General features: G+C 51.2%; 13 protein-coding genes. 9 read left to right on the top strand and 4 right to left on the bottom strand.

Annotated elements, in window-relative coordinates; translation table 11 throughout:
• Positions 1-328 precede the first annotated feature (328 nt).
• The 3 genes from MRY86_RS08475 to MRY86_RS08485 all read left to right on the top strand — a co-directional run bounded on the left by MRY86_RS08475 (position 329) and on the right by MRY86_RS08485 (position 3,387).
• Positions 329-1,999, top strand: a complete 1,671-nt coding sequence (locus MRY86_RS08475) for a glycosyltransferase family 39 protein (RefSeq protein ID WP_293571267.1) — start codon at positions 329-331, stop codon at positions 1,997-1,999.
• A gap of 63 nt (positions 2,000-2,062) precedes the next feature.
• Positions 2,063-2,629 (top strand): sigma-70 family RNA polymerase sigma factor, encoded by a 567-nt coding sequence (locus MRY86_RS08480; RefSeq protein ID WP_293570004.1) that lies wholly within the window; start codon positions 2,063-2,065, stop codon positions 2,627-2,629.
• Positions 2,630-2,631: 2 nt separating this feature from the next.
• Complete coding sequence (locus tag MRY86_RS08485) at positions 2,632-3,387, top strand: hypothetical protein (RefSeq protein ID WP_293570002.1); 756 nt, start codon at positions 2,632-2,634, stop codon at positions 3,385-3,387.
• Here MRY86_RS08485 and MRY86_RS08490 read toward each other — a convergent pair.
• On the bottom strand, positions 3,384-6,356 hold the full coding sequence (locus MRY86_RS08490; protein ID WP_293571269.1) for a CHAT domain-containing tetratricopeptide repeat protein: 2,973 nt from the start codon (positions 6,354-6,356) through the stop codon (positions 3,384-3,386). The two genes, MRY86_RS08485 and MRY86_RS08490, sit on opposite strands and share 4 nt — an antisense overlap.
• A gap of 176 nt (positions 6,357-6,532) precedes the next feature.
• On the opposite strand from MRY86_RS08490, the gene MRY86_RS08495 reads away from it, so the two are divergent.
• From MRY86_RS08495 to xseB, 4 genes are all read left to right on the top strand, one after another.
• Complete coding sequence (locus tag MRY86_RS08495) at positions 6,533-7,444, top strand: alpha/beta hydrolase (RefSeq protein WP_293568396.1); 912 nt, start codon at positions 6,533-6,535, stop codon at positions 7,442-7,444.
• A 143-nt stretch (positions 7,445-7,587) separates the two neighbouring features.
• Positions 7,588-9,513 carry an ATP-dependent zinc metalloprotease FtsH gene (ftsH, locus tag MRY86_RS08500; RefSeq protein WP_293571271.1) on the top strand — a complete coding sequence of 642 codons (1,926 nt, stop codon included), beginning with the start codon at positions 7,588-7,590 and terminating at the stop codon, positions 9,511-9,513.
• 35 nt (positions 9,514-9,548) lie between these two features.
• Positions 9,549-10,775, top strand: coding sequence for an exodeoxyribonuclease VII large subunit (gene xseA / locus MRY86_RS08505; RefSeq protein WP_293565659.1), 1,227 nt, complete (start codon positions 9,549-9,551; stop codon positions 10,773-10,775).
• Positions 10,772-10,954, top strand: a complete 183-nt coding sequence (xseB, locus tag MRY86_RS08510; RefSeq protein ID WP_293565657.1) for an exodeoxyribonuclease VII small subunit — start codon at positions 10,772-10,774, stop codon at positions 10,952-10,954. The genes xseA and xseB overlap by 4 nt, the downstream gene beginning before the upstream one ends.
• A 65-nt stretch (positions 10,955-11,019) precedes the next feature.
• Here the strand turns inward: xseB and MRY86_RS08515 are convergent, their stop codons facing one another.
• The gene (locus MRY86_RS08515) at positions 11,020-11,466 is read right to left on the bottom strand and encodes a hypothetical protein (protein ID WP_293565655.1); all 447 of its coding nucleotides are present in this window, start codon (positions 11,464-11,466) and stop codon (positions 11,020-11,022) included.
• 178 nt (positions 11,467-11,644) lie between these two features.
• On the opposite strand from MRY86_RS08515, the gene MRY86_RS08520 reads away from it, so the two are divergent.
• Positions 11,645-12,817 carry a 5-(carboxyamino)imidazole ribonucleotide synthase gene (locus MRY86_RS08520; RefSeq protein ID WP_293565653.1) on the top strand — a complete coding sequence of 391 codons (1,173 nt, stop codon included), beginning with the start codon at positions 11,645-11,647 and terminating at the stop codon, positions 12,815-12,817.
• Here MRY86_RS08520 and MRY86_RS08525 read toward each other — a convergent pair.
• Both MRY86_RS08525 and MRY86_RS08530 read right to left on the bottom strand, forming a co-directional pair.
• The gene (locus MRY86_RS08525) at positions 12,814-14,160 is read right to left on the bottom strand and encodes a sulfatase (protein ID WP_293571272.1); all 1,347 of its coding nucleotides are present in this window, start codon (positions 14,158-14,160) and stop codon (positions 12,814-12,816) included. The two genes, MRY86_RS08520 and MRY86_RS08525, sit on opposite strands and share 4 nt — an antisense overlap.
• Before the next feature lie 46 nt (positions 14,161-14,206).
• Positions 14,207-15,571, bottom strand: coding sequence for a deoxyribodipyrimidine photo-lyase (locus tag MRY86_RS08530; protein WP_293566007.1), 1,365 nt, complete (start codon positions 15,569-15,571; stop codon positions 14,207-14,209).
• A 109-nt stretch (positions 15,572-15,680) separates the two neighbouring features.
• Here MRY86_RS08530 and MRY86_RS08535 point away from each other — a divergent pair, with 109 nt between their 5' ends.
• Entirely contained in the window at positions 15,681-16,613 is a 933-nt protein-coding gene (locus MRY86_RS08535; protein WP_293566009.1) for a tetratricopeptide repeat protein, read from the top strand.
• Positions 16,614-16,624: the final 11 nt, after the last annotated feature.

Here is a 16,624-nt window from a genome sequence, read left to right on the forward strand (position 1 = left end):
AAATTTGACTAAATTCGCTCCAAAAGCGAATTCCCAACATAGTCTAAGCCAGCCGGCCCGAAATAACGGGCGATTCGTCCGACAATTCCCGATTTTGGGTATCCGGTGCGCACCAAGACAAGGCTATGGATTATCTTTGCCCTGCCCCAACATCCAACTATACCGACGATAAAGTGGTCTCCGATAAAGATCGGAGCAGCAAACCGACTTAATGCCGGCATAAACGCTGGAAAGTGGTCTGCGCTTGCCCTGAAAGGCTACGCTTCGTCACGGGGCGTTGTCGCAAACCACTTTGTTAAGCGTATACCTCAACCGAAAAACGCAATCTGTGAAGCAAGCATTCAACCGGAATTACACAATGGGTTTTGCCCTGCTGGGGGCCTTGTTTTTCCTGCCCTTTCTGGGCGGTGTACACCTTTTTGACTGGGATGAGATCAACTTCGCGGAAATCAGCCGGGAGATGCTAATCACCCAGGAATACACACGGGTATACGTTAATTTCGAGCCCTTTTTTCAAAAGCCGCCCTTTTTTCTTTGGTTGCAGGCGGCAGCCATGGCGGTTTTTGGAGTTGGAGAATTTGCCGCCCGCTTCCCGAATGCGGTTTGTGGCATTATCACCCTGCCCCTGCTCTTCCGGATCGGGCAACGCCTCAAAGGTACCCGCTTTGGGCTGATTTGGGCCGGAGCTTACTTCGGGTCCGTGCTGCCTTTTTTGTACTTCAAGTCCGGCATCATCGACCCCTGGTTTAACCTGTTTATTTTCCTTGGCGTCTACTACTTCATCCTGGCTTACTGGAAGCGGGACGGTTTTGAGGGAGTTGCATTGGGAAAAAGTGCGTGGTGGTACCTTTTTCTTGCAGGCTTCTGGATTGGAATGGGCATGCTGACCAAAGGCCCGGTAGCCTATCTTATTGCGGTGCTCACCATGGGCGTCTACTGGGTATACCAGCGTTTCCGGTTTTATGTAAATGTACCTCAGTTCTTATTCTTTACGTTATCCGCTACGCTGGTCAGCCTGATTTGGTTTGGGCTGGAAACCATGAAGAACGGGCCGGAGTTTATGATTGAGTTCAATGTGTACCAGTACCGACTGTTCAGTACGCCTGATGCCGGGCACCGGGGGTTTCCGGGCTATCACTTTGTGGTGTTGCTCTTGGGGTGTTTCCCGGCTTCCGTTTTTGCCCTTCGTGCCTTCTTCCAACTGCCTGAGGAGGAAAAGCCCTTTCAGGTTGACTTCCGCAGATGGATGAAATTTCTGTTTTGGACGGTACTGATCCTGTTCACGATTGTTAAATCCAAAATCGTCCATTACTCTTCTATGTGCTACTTTCCACTCACTTATCTGGCTGCATTGACTATTGAAGGCCTGATTACTGGAAAGGTGGCATTTAAGCCCTGGATAAAGTGGTTCTTGTACAGTATTGGGGGGCTGTACATTCTGCTGACGCTTGCGCTGCCATTTGTTGGGATGCAGGCAGAGGTGCTGGCACCATTGTTTAAGGACCCATTTGCACAGGGCAACCTGCAAGCTGAGGTCAACTGGACCGGCTGGGAAGTCATTCCGGGGCTCTTCCTGTTTGGGCTGCTGTTCCTGTTTAGCCGATTTATGAAAAAAAACCGGCAGCGTGCCTTTGCCCTGCTTTTTGGAGGTACGGGCCTATTCGTAATGCTCACGCTCCTTTTCTTCATTAAGCGCGTTGAAGGCTATTCACAGCGCGCTGCGGTGGAGTTCTTCAAGGAACGGGCGTCTGAAGATGCGCATTACCTGGTTACAGGCTACAAATCTTATGTGCATCTGTTCTACACCCGTCCTCAGCAGGGCGGAGAAGCCTGCTTCAAGGATGAGGACTGCCGGGAGGAACTGCTCAATGGCCCGATCAGCAAGCCGGTATACATTGCGACTAAAGTGCATAAAGCGGAAGCCCACCGCAACAATCCTAACTTGGAATTATTGAAAGAGAAAAATGGTTTTGTCTTTTTCCGGCGGCTACCGGAATAATCTAATCTTGTCCATTTTTGATTAAATTTCGTTACATTTGATAGAACAATCACTCTGCACCTTATGAGGCGTAATCGAAGGCCCAACTATACCAAACTCACCGACGAAGCCCTGATCGATCTCTATCTGAATAATGGGGACGAAAGGGCACTCAATCAACTGTTGTCCCGCTACCTCGACAAGGTGTACTATTTCGCGCTGAGCATTCTAAAAAATCAAATGGATGCAGAAGATGCTGCTATGGACATACTCGCAAATATTGGGGAAAAGCTCCGCAAATATGACATCACCAACTTTTCCAGCTGGCTGATGACCGTAGTCCGAAACGAGTGCCTAAGCCGTTTAAAAAACTACATGAAGAACCGGATCGAAGATCTTTCTGAAAAAAATGACCCCGGTTTTATGGAATTTCCCATTATTGAGGCTCTTGATGGTAGAGACGACGAGTTGGAGCAGCTCCTAAAAGCTGTTGACGAACTTAAAGACGAGCAAAACCGATGTATTGTCGCTCATTATTTCCTGGGGCTGACCTATAAAGACATTGCGTCAGAAGAAGGGTTTTCGGTCAACCAGGTTAAGAGCTACATACAAAATGGTAAAAGGAACCTCAGATTGCAGTTAACCAAGTGAACATGAAAAGGGAACAGCCAAAGGGCAAAAACAACCTGACCAGAGAAGATTTCATGCGCTTTCACCGTATCGGAAAAGTTGATGTAGACCCTTCCGGTTACAATGCGTTTTCAAAAGCCGCGCTACGTGGTGTGCGTTATCAAAAAGAGAACCCTGACCTTGTTTTTTCCAGGATGGAGAAACAACTTGGGCTTCATTCTTCAGGTGGTGGCCGCCGCGTTTCCATGCGGCTGATCATGGCTGCTGCCGCCAGCGTTGCCATTCTCATTAGTGTAGGTTACCTCGCCTTTTTCCAGGGCACTGCTGTCTCTGGGGAGGATATGTACCGTACCCATTTCACAGCTATTAGCTATGTGGATGACGATGTCAAGCGGGGCACCCGCACGCAAGTGAAGTCTACCGAAGATATTAAAACCAAAGCGATACTGGCTTATACAGAGGGCAACTATGCTCAAGCTGAAGGGTTATTCCAGCTTTACCTCAGCCAGGCAGATCCACAAGACCGTATTGCCCGCTTTTTCTACGGAATTACGCTCCTCGACCAGGGTAAGCTGAAGCCCGCCATTTCCATTTTTGAAGACACCCGCAACAATCCGCCAAAAGCCGGGCTTCAAAGGTCGGCTACTTTTTATTTGGCATTAGCGCATATCCGGCAGGAACAACATGACAAAGTGCTTCCGTTGCTACAATCGCTGGCAGACCGGGAAGACCGATACGGCAGAAAGGCAGTCGAGATATTGTCCGACTACGGGCTTTAGTTGAGGTCAGGCCCGGGGGCTTTGCGTTGCTTCCGGTACCACCATATGCCTGCCAGTAGAACTGCCACAAGCAGCCCTGCGACGACCAACCGTAAATAATCATGGATTACAATGGCCGAAAGCTTTACAGGAGCAAGGTCCCCGCTATAAACAAAGCTGCTCCAGTAGTAAGGATGGGCAAACAAATCGTCATTTTTCAGACAGTAGATTTTAGCTTCCCGCAGGGCTTCCGCCTTGCCCAGCCCTTCACTGAGCTTTTCATAGAACACCCGGACCAGGTCAGGCACTAAATCATCTTTGATCGGCCATAGCGTCATCACCGTATTTGGGCAGCCCGCGTAAGCGAAAGCGTGCCCGAGGCTTACCGCGCCTTCCCCTGCCCTAATGGTACCGAAGCCCGTATTGCAGCCACTTAAAAAGCCCAGCTGTGCAGGGATATGCTGCCCGTAAATTTCGTAAATGTTTAGTTTCCCGTCTTCTTTTCCTGTCTCTTTGAGCAACAGGTGTGTAGCGCTGGGGAATTGATCATTAATAGCCGTATGAGTCGCGAGGTGTAAAATGCCAGATTCACTGCACTTTTGCTTAAAGGCCTCTTCCGTCGCCTCCTGGCCCCTCAAAAAAGTCCCTTTAAAAAGCAGGTTTAGCGTGCTGACTTCCTTTTGCGCTCCGGGCAAAGCCCCAAATTGGTCTCCTGCCCTTACACTGCCTTCGCCTCCATCAAATAATGGAGCCATCGCTGTGACGCCGTAGCGTGTCCCAACCTCCTGCTGCACGCCTTTGTACAGCAATGCAGCACTTCCAGAAAGCAGTCGCCTCGTTTGATAGGCCTCCAACAAGTAATGAAGAGGCTTTACCTCAGGAGGCTGCATCAAAAATTGATCGAAAGGGATATATACAAGCGGACCATCAGGAATGATAACCAGTTTTTCATCGTTTAAGTAAGGCTGTAAGGGCGCGAATACCTGTTGATAGACCTTGTAACTTGCTTTGCCTACCCGATCCTCATTGTTTCGCAGAGCATCGTATAACGACTGTACATCTTTTTCAAGATTCGCGGCCTCAAGCTTAAGAAAATGAGTGGTTTCAGCATCAGCAATCAGGACATACAATTCCTTATCTGCGTAGAAGTACTCCACCATCGTCTCGTCAGGATCCACTACGTCCTGCCTAACCGTTTCGAGGTCTGGCATAATCATTTCAATGCGGGTTTTGTAGTAGCGCGGATACTGGACTCTGATGATGCCAAAAAGGCTATCCTGTGCACGGGTCAGCCGACCGAGCGCGCCCTTCCAGGCCTCAACTTGCTTTGGGGATGAGCTGCTGCTCAAAGTATTGAGGTTCAGCTGATAAAAGGCGATGTCTTCCCGAATGCTGCGTTCTGCTTCAACCACCTGGTCCGAAATATCATAAAAGCGGGCAGCCTCCATCGCGTTTAGGTTTTCCAGTACCGACAGGGCTTTGTTCTTTTCCATATACAGAAATGCCTGGTTAATATGCAGCTTGTCCCCGGTCTTCTGGTACAGCCGATAGTGCATTCCAATAAGCGCATTGTACAGGTTTTTGGAATTGGCTGACATGAGTTCTTTGGACTTCTGGCTCTGATAGGACAAACGGGATGCAGTCACGGCTGAATCGGCCGCCTGTAAGGTGCGCAATGCGGCCTGCTGCAACTCAAAGTCCGCAGTTTCCTTAGCTTGCCGCTCCAGCAAGGCTGCCTGTATCGGGAACAGCGTCAGTGTATAGGCAATGGCTTCCATAGCGCGCCAGTTGGGAACATCGGTGTAACTCCCAGGCTTATAGCCGGGCACGAGGACCTGATAAGCCTCCTGTACAGCCCATAGCGCATCCTCCGTTCGCTGGAGTGCCTGAAGGACTTTACTTTTGACCAACTTAGTACCAGCCCAGGATTCAACACTACCTGAACCGACCTTTTCCGCTTTGGCAACCCAGGATAACGCTTCTGCTGCGCGCCCTGCCTCCAGAAAATTTCGGGCTTTATAATTGTAGGCAATCTGTAGATAGCCAGAACGGTCAAATGCAGGTTTAAGTGCATTGGCTTCAGCAATGACTTCATCCAGCAATGCTTCACTGCGCCTGATTTTCCCACTCTCACTGTAGGCCCAAATCAGATTGAGCTGAGTGGAGAATATATTGTTCGTCAGACTGCCATTGAGCCTACGTCGTATCTCCAGCGCTTTTTTCAGATTCCGGATACCGTCTTTCCATTCATTGACCTCCACATAAAGCGCCCCGAGGTTGTTGAGCGCCCGGGCGAGGTCTCTGTCTTCCTGTGCAGCTTCTACTGCGCCCTCCTGAATGTGGATGGCCCGTTGCAGGTCCCCCAATTCGGCATAGCTGTGAGCGATATTGTTCTTCGCGCTGAAAATCTCATCCTGCATATTCAGCTCCGTGGCAATAGTTAGGGAAGTATCCAGATAGCTTAGTGCTTTTTTCCAGTTACCACGTGCCCCATAGGCGAATCCAAGGTTATTGTAAGCCATGGAAGCGTTTAGGCTTTTATAGCCATTAATGAGCAGAGCGGTATCTCTTGCCCTATGGCAAAAGTCCAGCTTTTTCTCGTAGTCTTTCATCTCCCCATGATAGATACTCATGTTCATGAGCGCGATGGGATAAAACGAGATCGTGTCCTTTTCTGCCTCCAGATAGGTTTCGAAGATCCGGTATGCCTCTTGAACAGCAATATTGCCGGGTGTATAAGACTCGTGGCCGTAGTAAGACATTTCACTGGCCCAGGTCTTCAGGTAAGCCATCCGGTAATAATCATTCTGAGCCGCAAAGTAAGGGTAAGCTTGTTCGTAGGCCTCATAGGCTGGAATGTATGCATTAGCTGAACGCAACTCGTCTCCTTCACATACCAGCAGTTCAGGTGTGTCTTCCTGGGCGTGTGCAACATGTATCACTGAGCATGCTACCAGCAGTACCCAAAGGTTTAGTTTCCATAGATTCATAACCCCCGTCTTATTGATCCTGAGCTTTAAAGTACTCGTTTCATCAGGAAAATGGAAAGTTTATTTCCAAAATCAAAACATTTCTTCCCGATTGTGGTTAGGTCCCCGTAATAGGTTTTAGTTAAAATAGTTGAGTTGCACGCAGGGCAATAGCCGTGTGTGCAATTTTTTTGCCTATGCTTATCCTATATCTACTTTTACTGTTGGTCCTACTTTACACTTCAGCGCCTCGCGGCACACTGCTGCATGAAGCCACGCGACTGCCCACTTTGTGGTACCAGGCGCTAAGAAGCGGGCAAACAGGAGCAGCCGCAGAAAAGATTAGCTACGGACCACACCCCAGGCAATACTATCTTTTTTGTACTGCTGCCCGGCCATCACCTCAACCTGCTCAGTGGATTATTTACTTTCATGGTGGCAGCTGGAGGTGGGGCAAACCCGATTACTTCAAGGTACATGCCCGTATCCTATCCGATTTGGGCTTCCATGTTATTCTCCCTTCGTACCGCCCCTGCCCAAAACACAATTATACCCACATTGCAGCTGACCTGAAGGCATTGCTCCGCGCACTCGGCCAAAACCACCCTGAATGGTCACCGCAGGCTACGATTGCCGGCGGAATGTCTGCCGGAGGGCATCTTTCGGCGCTGCTGGCGCTTGATGTGAATTTGGTCCGCGAGGTACTGCCTAATGCCTCCCCAATGGCCGGTTTCTTCGCGCTTGGTGCGCCACTCGACCTGGAGCAAATGCCCCAAAGCTTCGCCATCCGGGACCTGGCAGGCCCCCGGGAAGGTGCTTTGTTTTCCAAAGCCAACCCCGCTGCACATCTTCCGTTTCATCCCAAACAGCAGGGGCTTATCATCCACGGTGATCGGGACGGGATGGTTCCGGTAGCGGCTGCCAGGGCTTTCGTTCAGGAAGCTAAAGCCAGCTCAAATAACCTTAGCTTCCATGAGATAGAGAAAGGAACACACCTGAGCATAGCGGCATGGCCATTCAACAATGAGCAGGTACGGCACATCATCGTCAACTGGCTGACCGAAAAGCCCAACAAGCCTCAAGGCGGCAACCACTATGGCGAGCACTAACCACTTCTGGCTTTGTGTTTTATTCCCATTTTAAAATACCTTCACCCGGACAGTATGCGCACTACCTCGCCCGCTTAAAACATCCCACTCTCCCATCCGTTTTAATTACGGATACAATATAACATTGAAAATCAATCCTATACATGGCTAACCAAACCAATCCGAAATCCCAACCTTCCAAGGGGAAACCCAACTCCCCTTCTGGCAGATCACCATCCTGGTTACTTTACATACTGCTTGCCCTGCTTCTGGGACAAGCTGTTTTCTATTTCAATGGCTCCCAGACAGAAGAAATCTCCTGGAGCCGCTTTAAGCAGGAAATGCTTGGGAACGGAGATGTCTACAAGATCGATGTCATCAATCAGCAGAAGGCAGAGGTCTATATCAAATCGGAAGCCCTCACCAGCAGCCGCTATCCGGAGATTGACTCCAGTCAGTCTGGCCCGCATTACACTTTTAATATCGGTTCACTTGATAATTTTCAGGAAACGCTTGACGCCAATCAGGAAGCCACAGGCAACACTATTGATCTGGCTTTTCAGGAGCGTACAGACTGGGTAGGCAGCATACTGTCATGGATGCTCCCCATACTGATCATTGTCGGTATATGGATCTTTATCCTTCGCCGTATGCGCCCCGGCGGTGGCATGGGCAGCGGCGGCGGCAACATATTTGACATCGGAAAGTCCAAAGCCAAGCTGTTTGAGAAAGGGTCTAGTGATGTCACCTTCAAAGATGTGGCCGGGCTGGAAGAAGTCAAAGTGGAAGTCAAAGAAGTCGTGGACTTCCTGAAGAACCCTTCCCGCTACACCAAATTGGGTGCGAAAATCCCCAAAGGTGTCCTGCTGGTAGGGCCTCCGGGCACCGGTAAGACCTTGCTGGCGAGAGCGGTGGCGGGTCAGGCAGAAGTCCCTTTTTATTCCATCTCCGGTTCTGAGTTTGTGGAAATGTTCGTAGGTGTTGGTGCTTCAAGGGTGCGCGATCTTTTCAAAAAAGCCAAGCAGACCTCCCCCAGTATCATCTTTATTGATGAGATTGATGCCATCGGGCGCTCCCGGGGGAAAAGTGCCGCTATGCAAGCCAATGATGAGCGGGAAAACACCCTCAATCAAATCCTCACGGAAATGGATGGCTTTGGCACCAACACTGGTGTCATTGTGATGGCTGCAACCAACCGTGGCGATGTCCTCGACCGGGCACTGCTGCGCCCTGGTCGCTTCGACCGGCAGATTTACCTGGAATTGCCCACCCGCACCGAACGGAAAGCGATCCTGGAAGTGCACACCAAACCCCTCGCCATGTCAGAGGATATCGACCTGGATACCCTGGCTGCCCAAACGCCAGGGTTCTCCGGTGCGGATATCGCCAATGTCTGTAATGAAGCAGCGTTAATTGCAGCCCGCCGCAGCAAGGAGCAGGTGGAAATGAAAGACTTCTACGATGCTACCGACCGGGTCATTGCCGGCTTAGAGAAAAAGAGCAAAATCATCAGTGAAGGCGAAAAGAAAGTTATTGCCCACCATGAAGCCGGGCACGCGACCGCCAGCTGGTTCCTAAAACACGCCGACAATCTGTTGAAAGTCTCGGTGGTGCCCAGAGGGCGGTCCCTGGGGGCAGCCTGGTACCTGCCTCAGGAGCATGTCATCTACAATACCGATCAATTCATGGACCGGATCTGTACCGCACTGGGCGGCCGGGCGGCCGAGGAGATCATCTTTGGCAAAGTCTCTTCCGGCGCATTGGATGACCTTGAAAAAGTGACCAAGCAGGCTTACACCATGGTGGCTTACTACGGGCTTAACGAAAAGCTGGGCAACATTAGCTACTACGACAGCACCGGGCAAAGTGAGCAATCCCTGCAAAAGCCTTACAGTGAAGCCACCGCACAGGTCATTGATGAGGAGGTCCACAAACTGGTAGAGACAGCTTACCAGCGAACGCTGAATTTGCTGCGCGACCACCGCACCCAACTTGAAGAACTGGCCCAGTTGCTGCTGACCAAAGAGGTTGCTTTTAAAGATGACCTGGTAGCGATTTTCGGGGAACGCACGCAGGAAGTTGAAGCCTAAATGCCTACCTTTGAAGCCTGACTAAAGCAAGGGACTTGGAAAAGCATACGCTTTACGAACTCAATGAATACATTCGAAGGATCATCGCGCTCAACCTGCCTGCACCGGTATGGGTGAGCTGCGAAATCTACCAGTTGAATGTTTCCCGGGGGCACCGGTACCTTAGCCTGGTGCAGAAGGCGCAGGGCCAGGACCAGATTATTGCTCAAAGCGACGCCGTTCTGTGGCAAAGGCAGTACCGAAAGCTGGAACGTCAACTTGGCGGCAGCCTAAGCCAAATTTTAAGGGAAGGTACTGCTGTGCTTCTTCAGGTTAGCATCGACTTTAGTGAGCGCTACGGGCTTAAGCTTGTCGTAGAAGATATCGACCTTGCCTACACTATGGGCCAGCTGGAGCAGCAACGCCGGGCTACCTTCGAGCGCCTGAAGGCAGAAAACCTGCTTTCCAAAAACAGCAATCAGAAACTGCCTCTTGTCCCCCAGCGGCTGGCGGTAATCAGTTCGCCCACAGCTGCCGGGCTGGAAGACCTCTTGCGACAGCTGGAGCAAAATGAATATGGCTATCAGTTCCAGATCAAGGTTTTTTCTGCTGCCATGCAGGGTCAAAATGCACCATTGGAAGTAGCCGCTCAAATTCGAAGTATCCAAAACCTGACCAGGCCCTACGATGCCATTATTATCGCAAGAGGAGGTGGAGCGAGGCTTGACTTAGCCGCATTCGATGACTACGAGCTGTGTGTGGCCGTTGCAGAATGTTCAATCCCGGTGCTCACCGGAATAGGGCACGAAATTGATGAAGTTTTGCTCGACCTGGTTGCCCATACCGCACTCAAAACGCCCACGGCTGTGGCAGAATGGCTGATCGACCGGGCGGCCCGGTTTGAAAGCCAGCTGGTAGAAGCCGGTTATGCCATTTCAAAACGGATACAGCAGCACTTCAGCCAGCAAAAACTGCAGCTCGAACGCTGGGCACAACAATTAAAGTACCTATCTGACCGGAAGCTTCAGCAGGAGCATCAGCATATCGACCGGCTCAGGCAGCTCCTACTGCCAACCGTCCGGCAGCACCTGAAACTGGAACAGCAACAATTGCGGCAATTTGAGCAATTGCTTCAGTTGCTAAGCCCTGAGGCGACACTCCGCCGGGGCTATACCCTTACCACTCTGAAAGGACAACCGGTGACCGATGCTCGGCACGTCAAAAAAGGGGATATTCTGACCACCCGTTTCAAAGACGGAAGCGTAAAAAGCAAAGTGCAATGAACCTAACTTACGAAGAGGCCATTCAGGAGCTTCAGGAAACAGTAGCTCAGCTTCAGGAAGATGAAGTGAATATTGATGAGCTTTCTGCCAAAGTCAAGCGGGCCGCGGAGCTGATTGCCTACTGCCGGGAAAAACTTCGAGCCACCGAAACGGAAATTGGAGGGCTGTTCGAAGGGTAACAGAACGACAATAGCCATCCTGGCAGTTACCAAAATGGCTATTATAATTCAAAGCGTACAGGCTTTTATTGACGCTTAAAAATATAGCGCGTAATAAAAATTCCTTCCGTATCGTCTCCTCCGGCGCTGCTCTCCACACCGGATGTCACGAATGCCAGTTCCCAGCCTTCTGCCACCAGTTGATTGATGCGTGAGCTTACCAGTGCATCGTTGGAAGCGATGTTTTGGAAGTTAATGCCCACCAGGCTGTAGAAGTTTAGCAGTTTTGTCTCAGAAAATTCATCCACTTTGGCATCCCTGCGCCGCACGCTGCGCTGATCGCTGGTTTTGCCATCGGTACGCTCTGTGGTAAAATCTTCCGCGTCAACTTCAGTCTTGTTTTCGATGATGCGGGAACGCCCCAGCCCACCAGGCACGATAGACTCCACGGTGGTAATAACTTTGTATTCCTGAGCTTGGGCAAAGAGGAGACAGCTGGTTAGCGCGATTAAGGTGAACAATGCTTTTTTCATTTCAAGTCGGGTTTTGTTGATGTAAAATAAAGGTGCAAAATACGCCTGACAGGAATATGCCGCCAGTGCCATCACTCCAATTAGGAAAACCTTAATACCTTAATTGCGATAGCTTAAAATCCTTAACAGATAGCAGGCATTTTTTTAGCTTTGCAGGCGAAACCAAGCGATCCAAATAATGGCATATCAAGACTCTATCCTTCATCCGGACTTTAAAGTGGGCGTCCTGGGTGGCGGGCAGCTCGGCAAAATGATGGCTCAGGCGGCTAACAACTGGCACCTGCCACTCTACCTGCTGGATAACGACACCACCTTCCCCGCAGGCCGGGTCTCTCCCTTCTTCACCGCAGGCAACTTTAAAGATTACAACAATGTGTACAACTTTGGAAAAGACAAGCAGGTGCTAACCATCGAAATTGAGCACGTCAATACCGAGGCGCTGCATCAGCTGCAAAGGGAAGGCGTGAAAGTGCACCCAGCCCCCGCCCAGCTGGACATCATCAAGGACAAGGGGTTGCAAAAGCAGTTTTATGCGGAACACAATATTCCAACCGCTCCCTTCGAGCTTTACAAGGGTGAATCGGAAGTCAAACAGGCGGTAGCCCGTGGAGAGCGCTCCCTCCCATTTGTACAAAAGTCGCGCACCGCCGGCTACGATGGGCGCGGCGTAAGCATCATCCGCACAGAAGCAGACCTGGAGGAGAAATTGCTGCCTGGCCCCTGCATGGTTGAAGACCTTGTGGAAATGGATAAGGAAATTGCCGTCATTGTGGCCCGCAATGAAAGTGGTCAGACCCAGGCCTTCCCCGCCGTGGAGATGGCTTTCAATCCGGAAGCTAACCTGGTGGAGTTCCTGTTCTGCCCGGCCAATATCAGCAAAGAAGTGGAAGCCAAGGCTGAAGCCCTGGCTGCTCAGGTCATCAACGCCTACGGTATCTGCGGATTATTAGCTGTGGAGCTGTTTCTTGACAAGGAGGATAACCTGCTGGTCAATGAAGTCGCACCCCGGCCTCACAACAGTGGCCACCACACGATTGACAGTTGCTATACTTCTCAATTCGAACAGCACCTGCGCGCCGTACTCAACCTGCCTCTTGGCAGCACCAAAATGAAATCCCCATCTGTCATGGTGAACCTGCTTGGCGCACCCGGCCACACTGGCCCGGCTTATTACAAGCATCTGGAAGAGTGCCTGAAAATTGAAGGTGCCCATTTCCACCTCTACGGCAAAAGCACCACCAAGCCATTCCGCAAAATGGGCCACGCTACCATCGTGGATGAATCCCTGGAACGAGCCGTCGGGAAAGCACGTTGGATACAGGAAAAGCTGGAGATTGTGAGCGGCACCTAATCCCAAAACGTTCCTGCCCTGTCTGTTTCTTTCATTTGCTTGTCCATCAGGTTCTGCAGCTCAGCAACCATTTCCGGGAACTGCTCCGACCGGTCAAAGCGTTCGCCGGGGTCTTCATCCAAATTGAACAGTAGTGGCAGTTTCCCATCAAAGTAATCCAGGCCGGTCTGACTTGATGTGATGCGGTGTAACTTCCACGGACCTCTGCGCACGGCTTGCAACTGATTGCCGGGGCCGTAGTAGAAAAAAGGGCGATCTAAAAGCGCCTCTCCACGCAACAAGGGGCTCAGATCACCACCATCCACCACCCGGTCTTTGGGAATATCCTGGCCAGCCAGCCCGAGCAGCGTCGTGTACCAGTCCATCGTATTGACAGGCGTACGCTGTACCTGACCAGGCGCAATAGTCCCGGGCCAGCAGGCAATACCCGGCACTCGCATCCCACCTTCCCACGTACTGCCCTTTCCGTCCCGCAGATGCCCCGCTGAGCCACCATCCGCGCCCTTGATAATCCACGGACCGTTGTCGCTGGTGAACAAGATAAGGGTATTTTCTGCCAGTCCTGCCTCCTCCAGGGCCGCACGGATGCGCCCCACAGCATCGTCAATCTCTTCCACAACATCCCCGTAGGTGCCTGCCCGGGAATGCCCTTCAAAGTCCTTACCAGGGTACAGAGGCACATGAGGCATCGCAAAAGGCAAGTAGACGAAGAAGGGTGAAGCCTCATCTTCCCGTATGAAGTCAATAGCAGTCTGCGTATACAATCCGGTAAGCAACGACTGATCGGGGTTTATACCCAGCGTATCATTGCCGGAGAGCAGGGCAATATCCGGCCATTTCGGAGGGATCATATCGTTGCTGTACGGCAGGCCTACGTAGGTATCGAACCCATTCTGCAAAGGAAGGAAGCCGGGCTGTGTGGAACCCAGGTGCCATTTGCCGAAACACCCGGTACGGTAGCCCGCTGCTTTAAGCCCCTCGGCTAAGGTATGCTCTTCACGGTGCAATCCGCGCTCCGACTTTGGATACAGCACCCAGTCAAAACCTGATCGCACCGGGTAGCGGCCGGTCAGCAAGGCATAACGGCTTGCGGTGCAGGCTGGGGAAGCACTGTAAAATTGGGTAAAAAGCATGCCCTCCTGAGCCATTCGGTCCAGGTGGGGCGTCGCAATGGTGGGGTGACCATAAGCGTGGAGATCACCGTAGCCGAGGTCATCGCAAAATAGGAGGACAATATTGGGTGGTGGTTGGTACCGGGACGCATCACTCAGGGAGGTGCTACCATAAAGTAGCGCTATCCCGGCAATAACCAGGAGTAAAAAAAAGATTGTTCTTGGTAGCATAGGCAGTAATTCTGCCTAAAACTAAAGAATCTTCACTAAAAATAGCTTACTGCGCATCTTCGGCTTGGTCGAGCCCTGATTTGTAGGCCTCCAGGCAGCGTTCCCTCGCCATCTTATGATCGACCATGGGTTCGGGGTAGCGGTCTGTGCCAAACTCCGGCACCCACTTCTTGATGTATTTGAAGTCTTTGTCAAACTTTTTCTGCTGGGAGTAGGGATTGAAAACCCGAAAGTAAGGCGCCGCATCCGTGCCACTGCCTGCCGCCCACTGCCAGCCGCCGTTGTTGCTGGACAGGTCAAAATCGAGTAGTTTTTTTGCAAAATAAGCCTCCCCCCATCGCCAGTCAATCAGCAAGTGCTTGGTGAGGAAACTTGCGGTGATCATCCGCACCCGGTTGTGCATATAGCCTGTGGTATTGAGCTCGCGCATGCCGGCGTCCACAATCGGATAGCCGGTTTTACCTTCGCACCATTTTTTGAAGTCAGCTTCGTCGTTGCGCCAGGGCACATAATCGTACTTAGGCCGGAAAGATCGCTCTGCCACATGCGGGTGCTCATCCAGAATTTGCGCATAGAAGTCGCGCCAGATGAGTTCGTTGAGGAAGGTTTCGTTGAGCTGCTTCGCCCGCCAGGCCTTCTCGCGTATACTAATGGTGCCGAACCGGAAGTGAATCCCCAACCGGGAAGTACCATTAATGGCCGGGATATCCCGCGTCTCATCGTACTTCCGGATCAGGCCCCGGCTAACGGATTTGGAGGGGATATCGATGTCAGCAGGCTCAAAACCCATATCCTCAAGGGTGGGCATCGGCAGAGGTTCCGTTTCTAAAAAATGACTGGCGTACGCCTCCACCGGGTAGGGCTTCAGGTAGTAGGAAATTGGCTGCTCCTCTCCATCCGGGTTGGTGAATGAATCCATTCGGCTGCTTAGTACTTCCTTCCAGGTGCGGCTGTAGGGCGTGAAAACCGTGTAGGTGCCACCCGTCTTTTTCTGGACCTCTTCGGCCTCAAAAATAACATGGTCCTTAAAATCATAAAAGGGGATTCCTTCGTCATCCAATAGATCCCGGACCATCTGATCCCGCGATTTGGCATAGGGCTCATAATCCCGGTTGGTGTATACGGCGCCCACATCGTATTCCTTTAGCAAATCCGGCCAGATTTCCTTTGGAAAACCATAACGTATCAACAAGGAGTGCCCCTCTTTTTCAAGGGATTCCTTCATGGCAGCAAGGGTGTCGTGCAAAAATTCCACCCGGGCATCTTTAGGGCTTTCCAAATCATCCAAGATTTCCCGGTCGAAAATAAAAAGGGGCAAAACCGGGTGCTTTCCTCTGAGCGCGTGATAAAGTCCGGCATTATCATGCAGACGAAGGTCCCTGCGGAACCAAAAGATACTTACCTTTGCCATAAAGTTGGATTCATTTTCGGAGGAGAAACAGGAAAAACAGCTGTTTGTTTAGCAACCTGAATTCCTTCGGGATTTTGTAGTTTTGAGTGGTTAAGAACATCAGACCGTTATGAAATACAACCTGATTTTACCCCTATTTTTGCTCCTGTTCATGGCACTGATGGGCTGTACCAATGAACAGCAAAAAAGGCAGGCGGCCATCGCCGAGCTGGAAGCTGAAGCAGAAGGCGAAACAGATGCGGCTACAGCCAAAATTCTGATTGAATCCTACGAGGACTACGTATCTGCTTATCCCGATGACCCAACCTTTACGCCCCGGTACCTTTACCGGGAGGCAACCCTGCAATACCGGCTGGGAAATTTCCCTGTCGCAGCAGAACGGCTCCGGCAGTTGCTGGAGCAACACAATGGTGCAGAGGTGGCCCCGCAGGCGATGCTTCTCCTGGGAGACCTTTACAACTCCGCCCTTCAACAGCCTAAGGCCGGTCAACTGGCCCTGCAGGCCCTTACCCAAAGATACCCGGAAAGCGAATCCGCTAAAACTGCTGCCGAACAACTAGGCAACACTATGGTGGCACTGGAGGACGAGTTGGAAGCCCTGCGCTTGTCCATTTACAACGACTCCCTGGCCCGGCTGGATTTCCGGAAGGCAGACCTTTATATTCAGCAATCCGAACTTTACAGCATTTTGCTCCCGGATGAGGCGCTGACACCCACCCTCCTGTACCGTGCCGGAGAAATTGCCCGCTCAGCCCGCAACTACGAAAAAGCGCTGGAACTGTACGGGAAACTCTATGCTCAATACCCGGAATTTGAAAAAGCGCCTCAGGCACTGTTTATGCAGGCTTTCATCCTCGACAATGACCTAAAGCGGTTCGATGAAGCCGGGCAGCTTTATCAGCAGTTCATAGACCAACATCCCGATGATGACTTCGCTTCCTCTGCTCAGGTTTTGCTGGAAAATTTAGGCAAAGACGAGGAGGAAATCATCCGAAACTTAAACACAAAAGCAGGTAAACAGCCTGCGCCTAATAATCAGTAACCCACAAACTT

Source organism: Phaeodactylibacter sp. (assembly GCF_022763345.1).
GTDB lineage: Bacteria > Bacteroidota > Bacteroidia > Chitinophagales > Saprospiraceae > Phaeodactylibacter.

Bases quoted from the DNA above. Each gene is read 5' to 3' on its own strand.
- MRY86_RS08480 (WP_293570004.1), top strand. From the start codon at position 2,063: ATGAGGCGTAATCGAAGGCCCAACTATACCAAACTCACCGACGAAGCC.
- MRY86_RS08485 (WP_293570002.1), top strand. From the start codon at position 2,632: ATGAAAAGGGAACAGCCAAAGGGCAAAAACAACCTGACCAGAGAAGAT.
- MRY86_RS08490 (WP_293571269.1), bottom strand. From the start codon at position 6,356: ATGAATCTATGGAAACTAAACCTTTGGGTACTGCTGGTAGCATGCTCA.
- MRY86_RS08495 (WP_293568396.1), top strand. From the start codon at position 6,533: ATGCTTATCCTATATCTACTTTTACTGTTGGTCCTACTTTACACTTCA.
- ftsH (WP_293571271.1), top strand. From the start codon at position 7,588: ATGGCTAACCAAACCAATCCGAAATCCCAACCTTCCAAGGGGAAACCC.
- xseB (WP_293565657.1), top strand. From the start codon at position 10,772: ATGAACCTAACTTACGAAGAGGCCATTCAGGAGCTTCAGGAAACAGTA.
- MRY86_RS08515 (WP_293565655.1), bottom strand. From the start codon at position 11,466: ATGAAAAAAGCATTGTTCACCTTAATCGCGCTAACCAGCTGTCTCCTC.
- MRY86_RS08520 (WP_293565653.1), top strand. From the start codon at position 11,645: ATGGCATATCAAGACTCTATCCTTCATCCGGACTTTAAAGTGGGCGTC.
- MRY86_RS08525 (WP_293571272.1), bottom strand. From the start codon at position 14,160: ATGCTACCAAGAACAATCTTTTTTTTACTCCTGGTTATTGCCGGGATA.
- MRY86_RS08530 (WP_293566007.1), bottom strand. From the start codon at position 15,571: ATGGCAAAGGTAAGTATCTTTTGGTTCCGCAGGGACCTTCGTCTGCAT.
- MRY86_RS08535 (WP_293566009.1), top strand. From the start codon at position 15,681: ATGAAATACAACCTGATTTTACCCCTATTTTTGCTCCTGTTCATGGCA.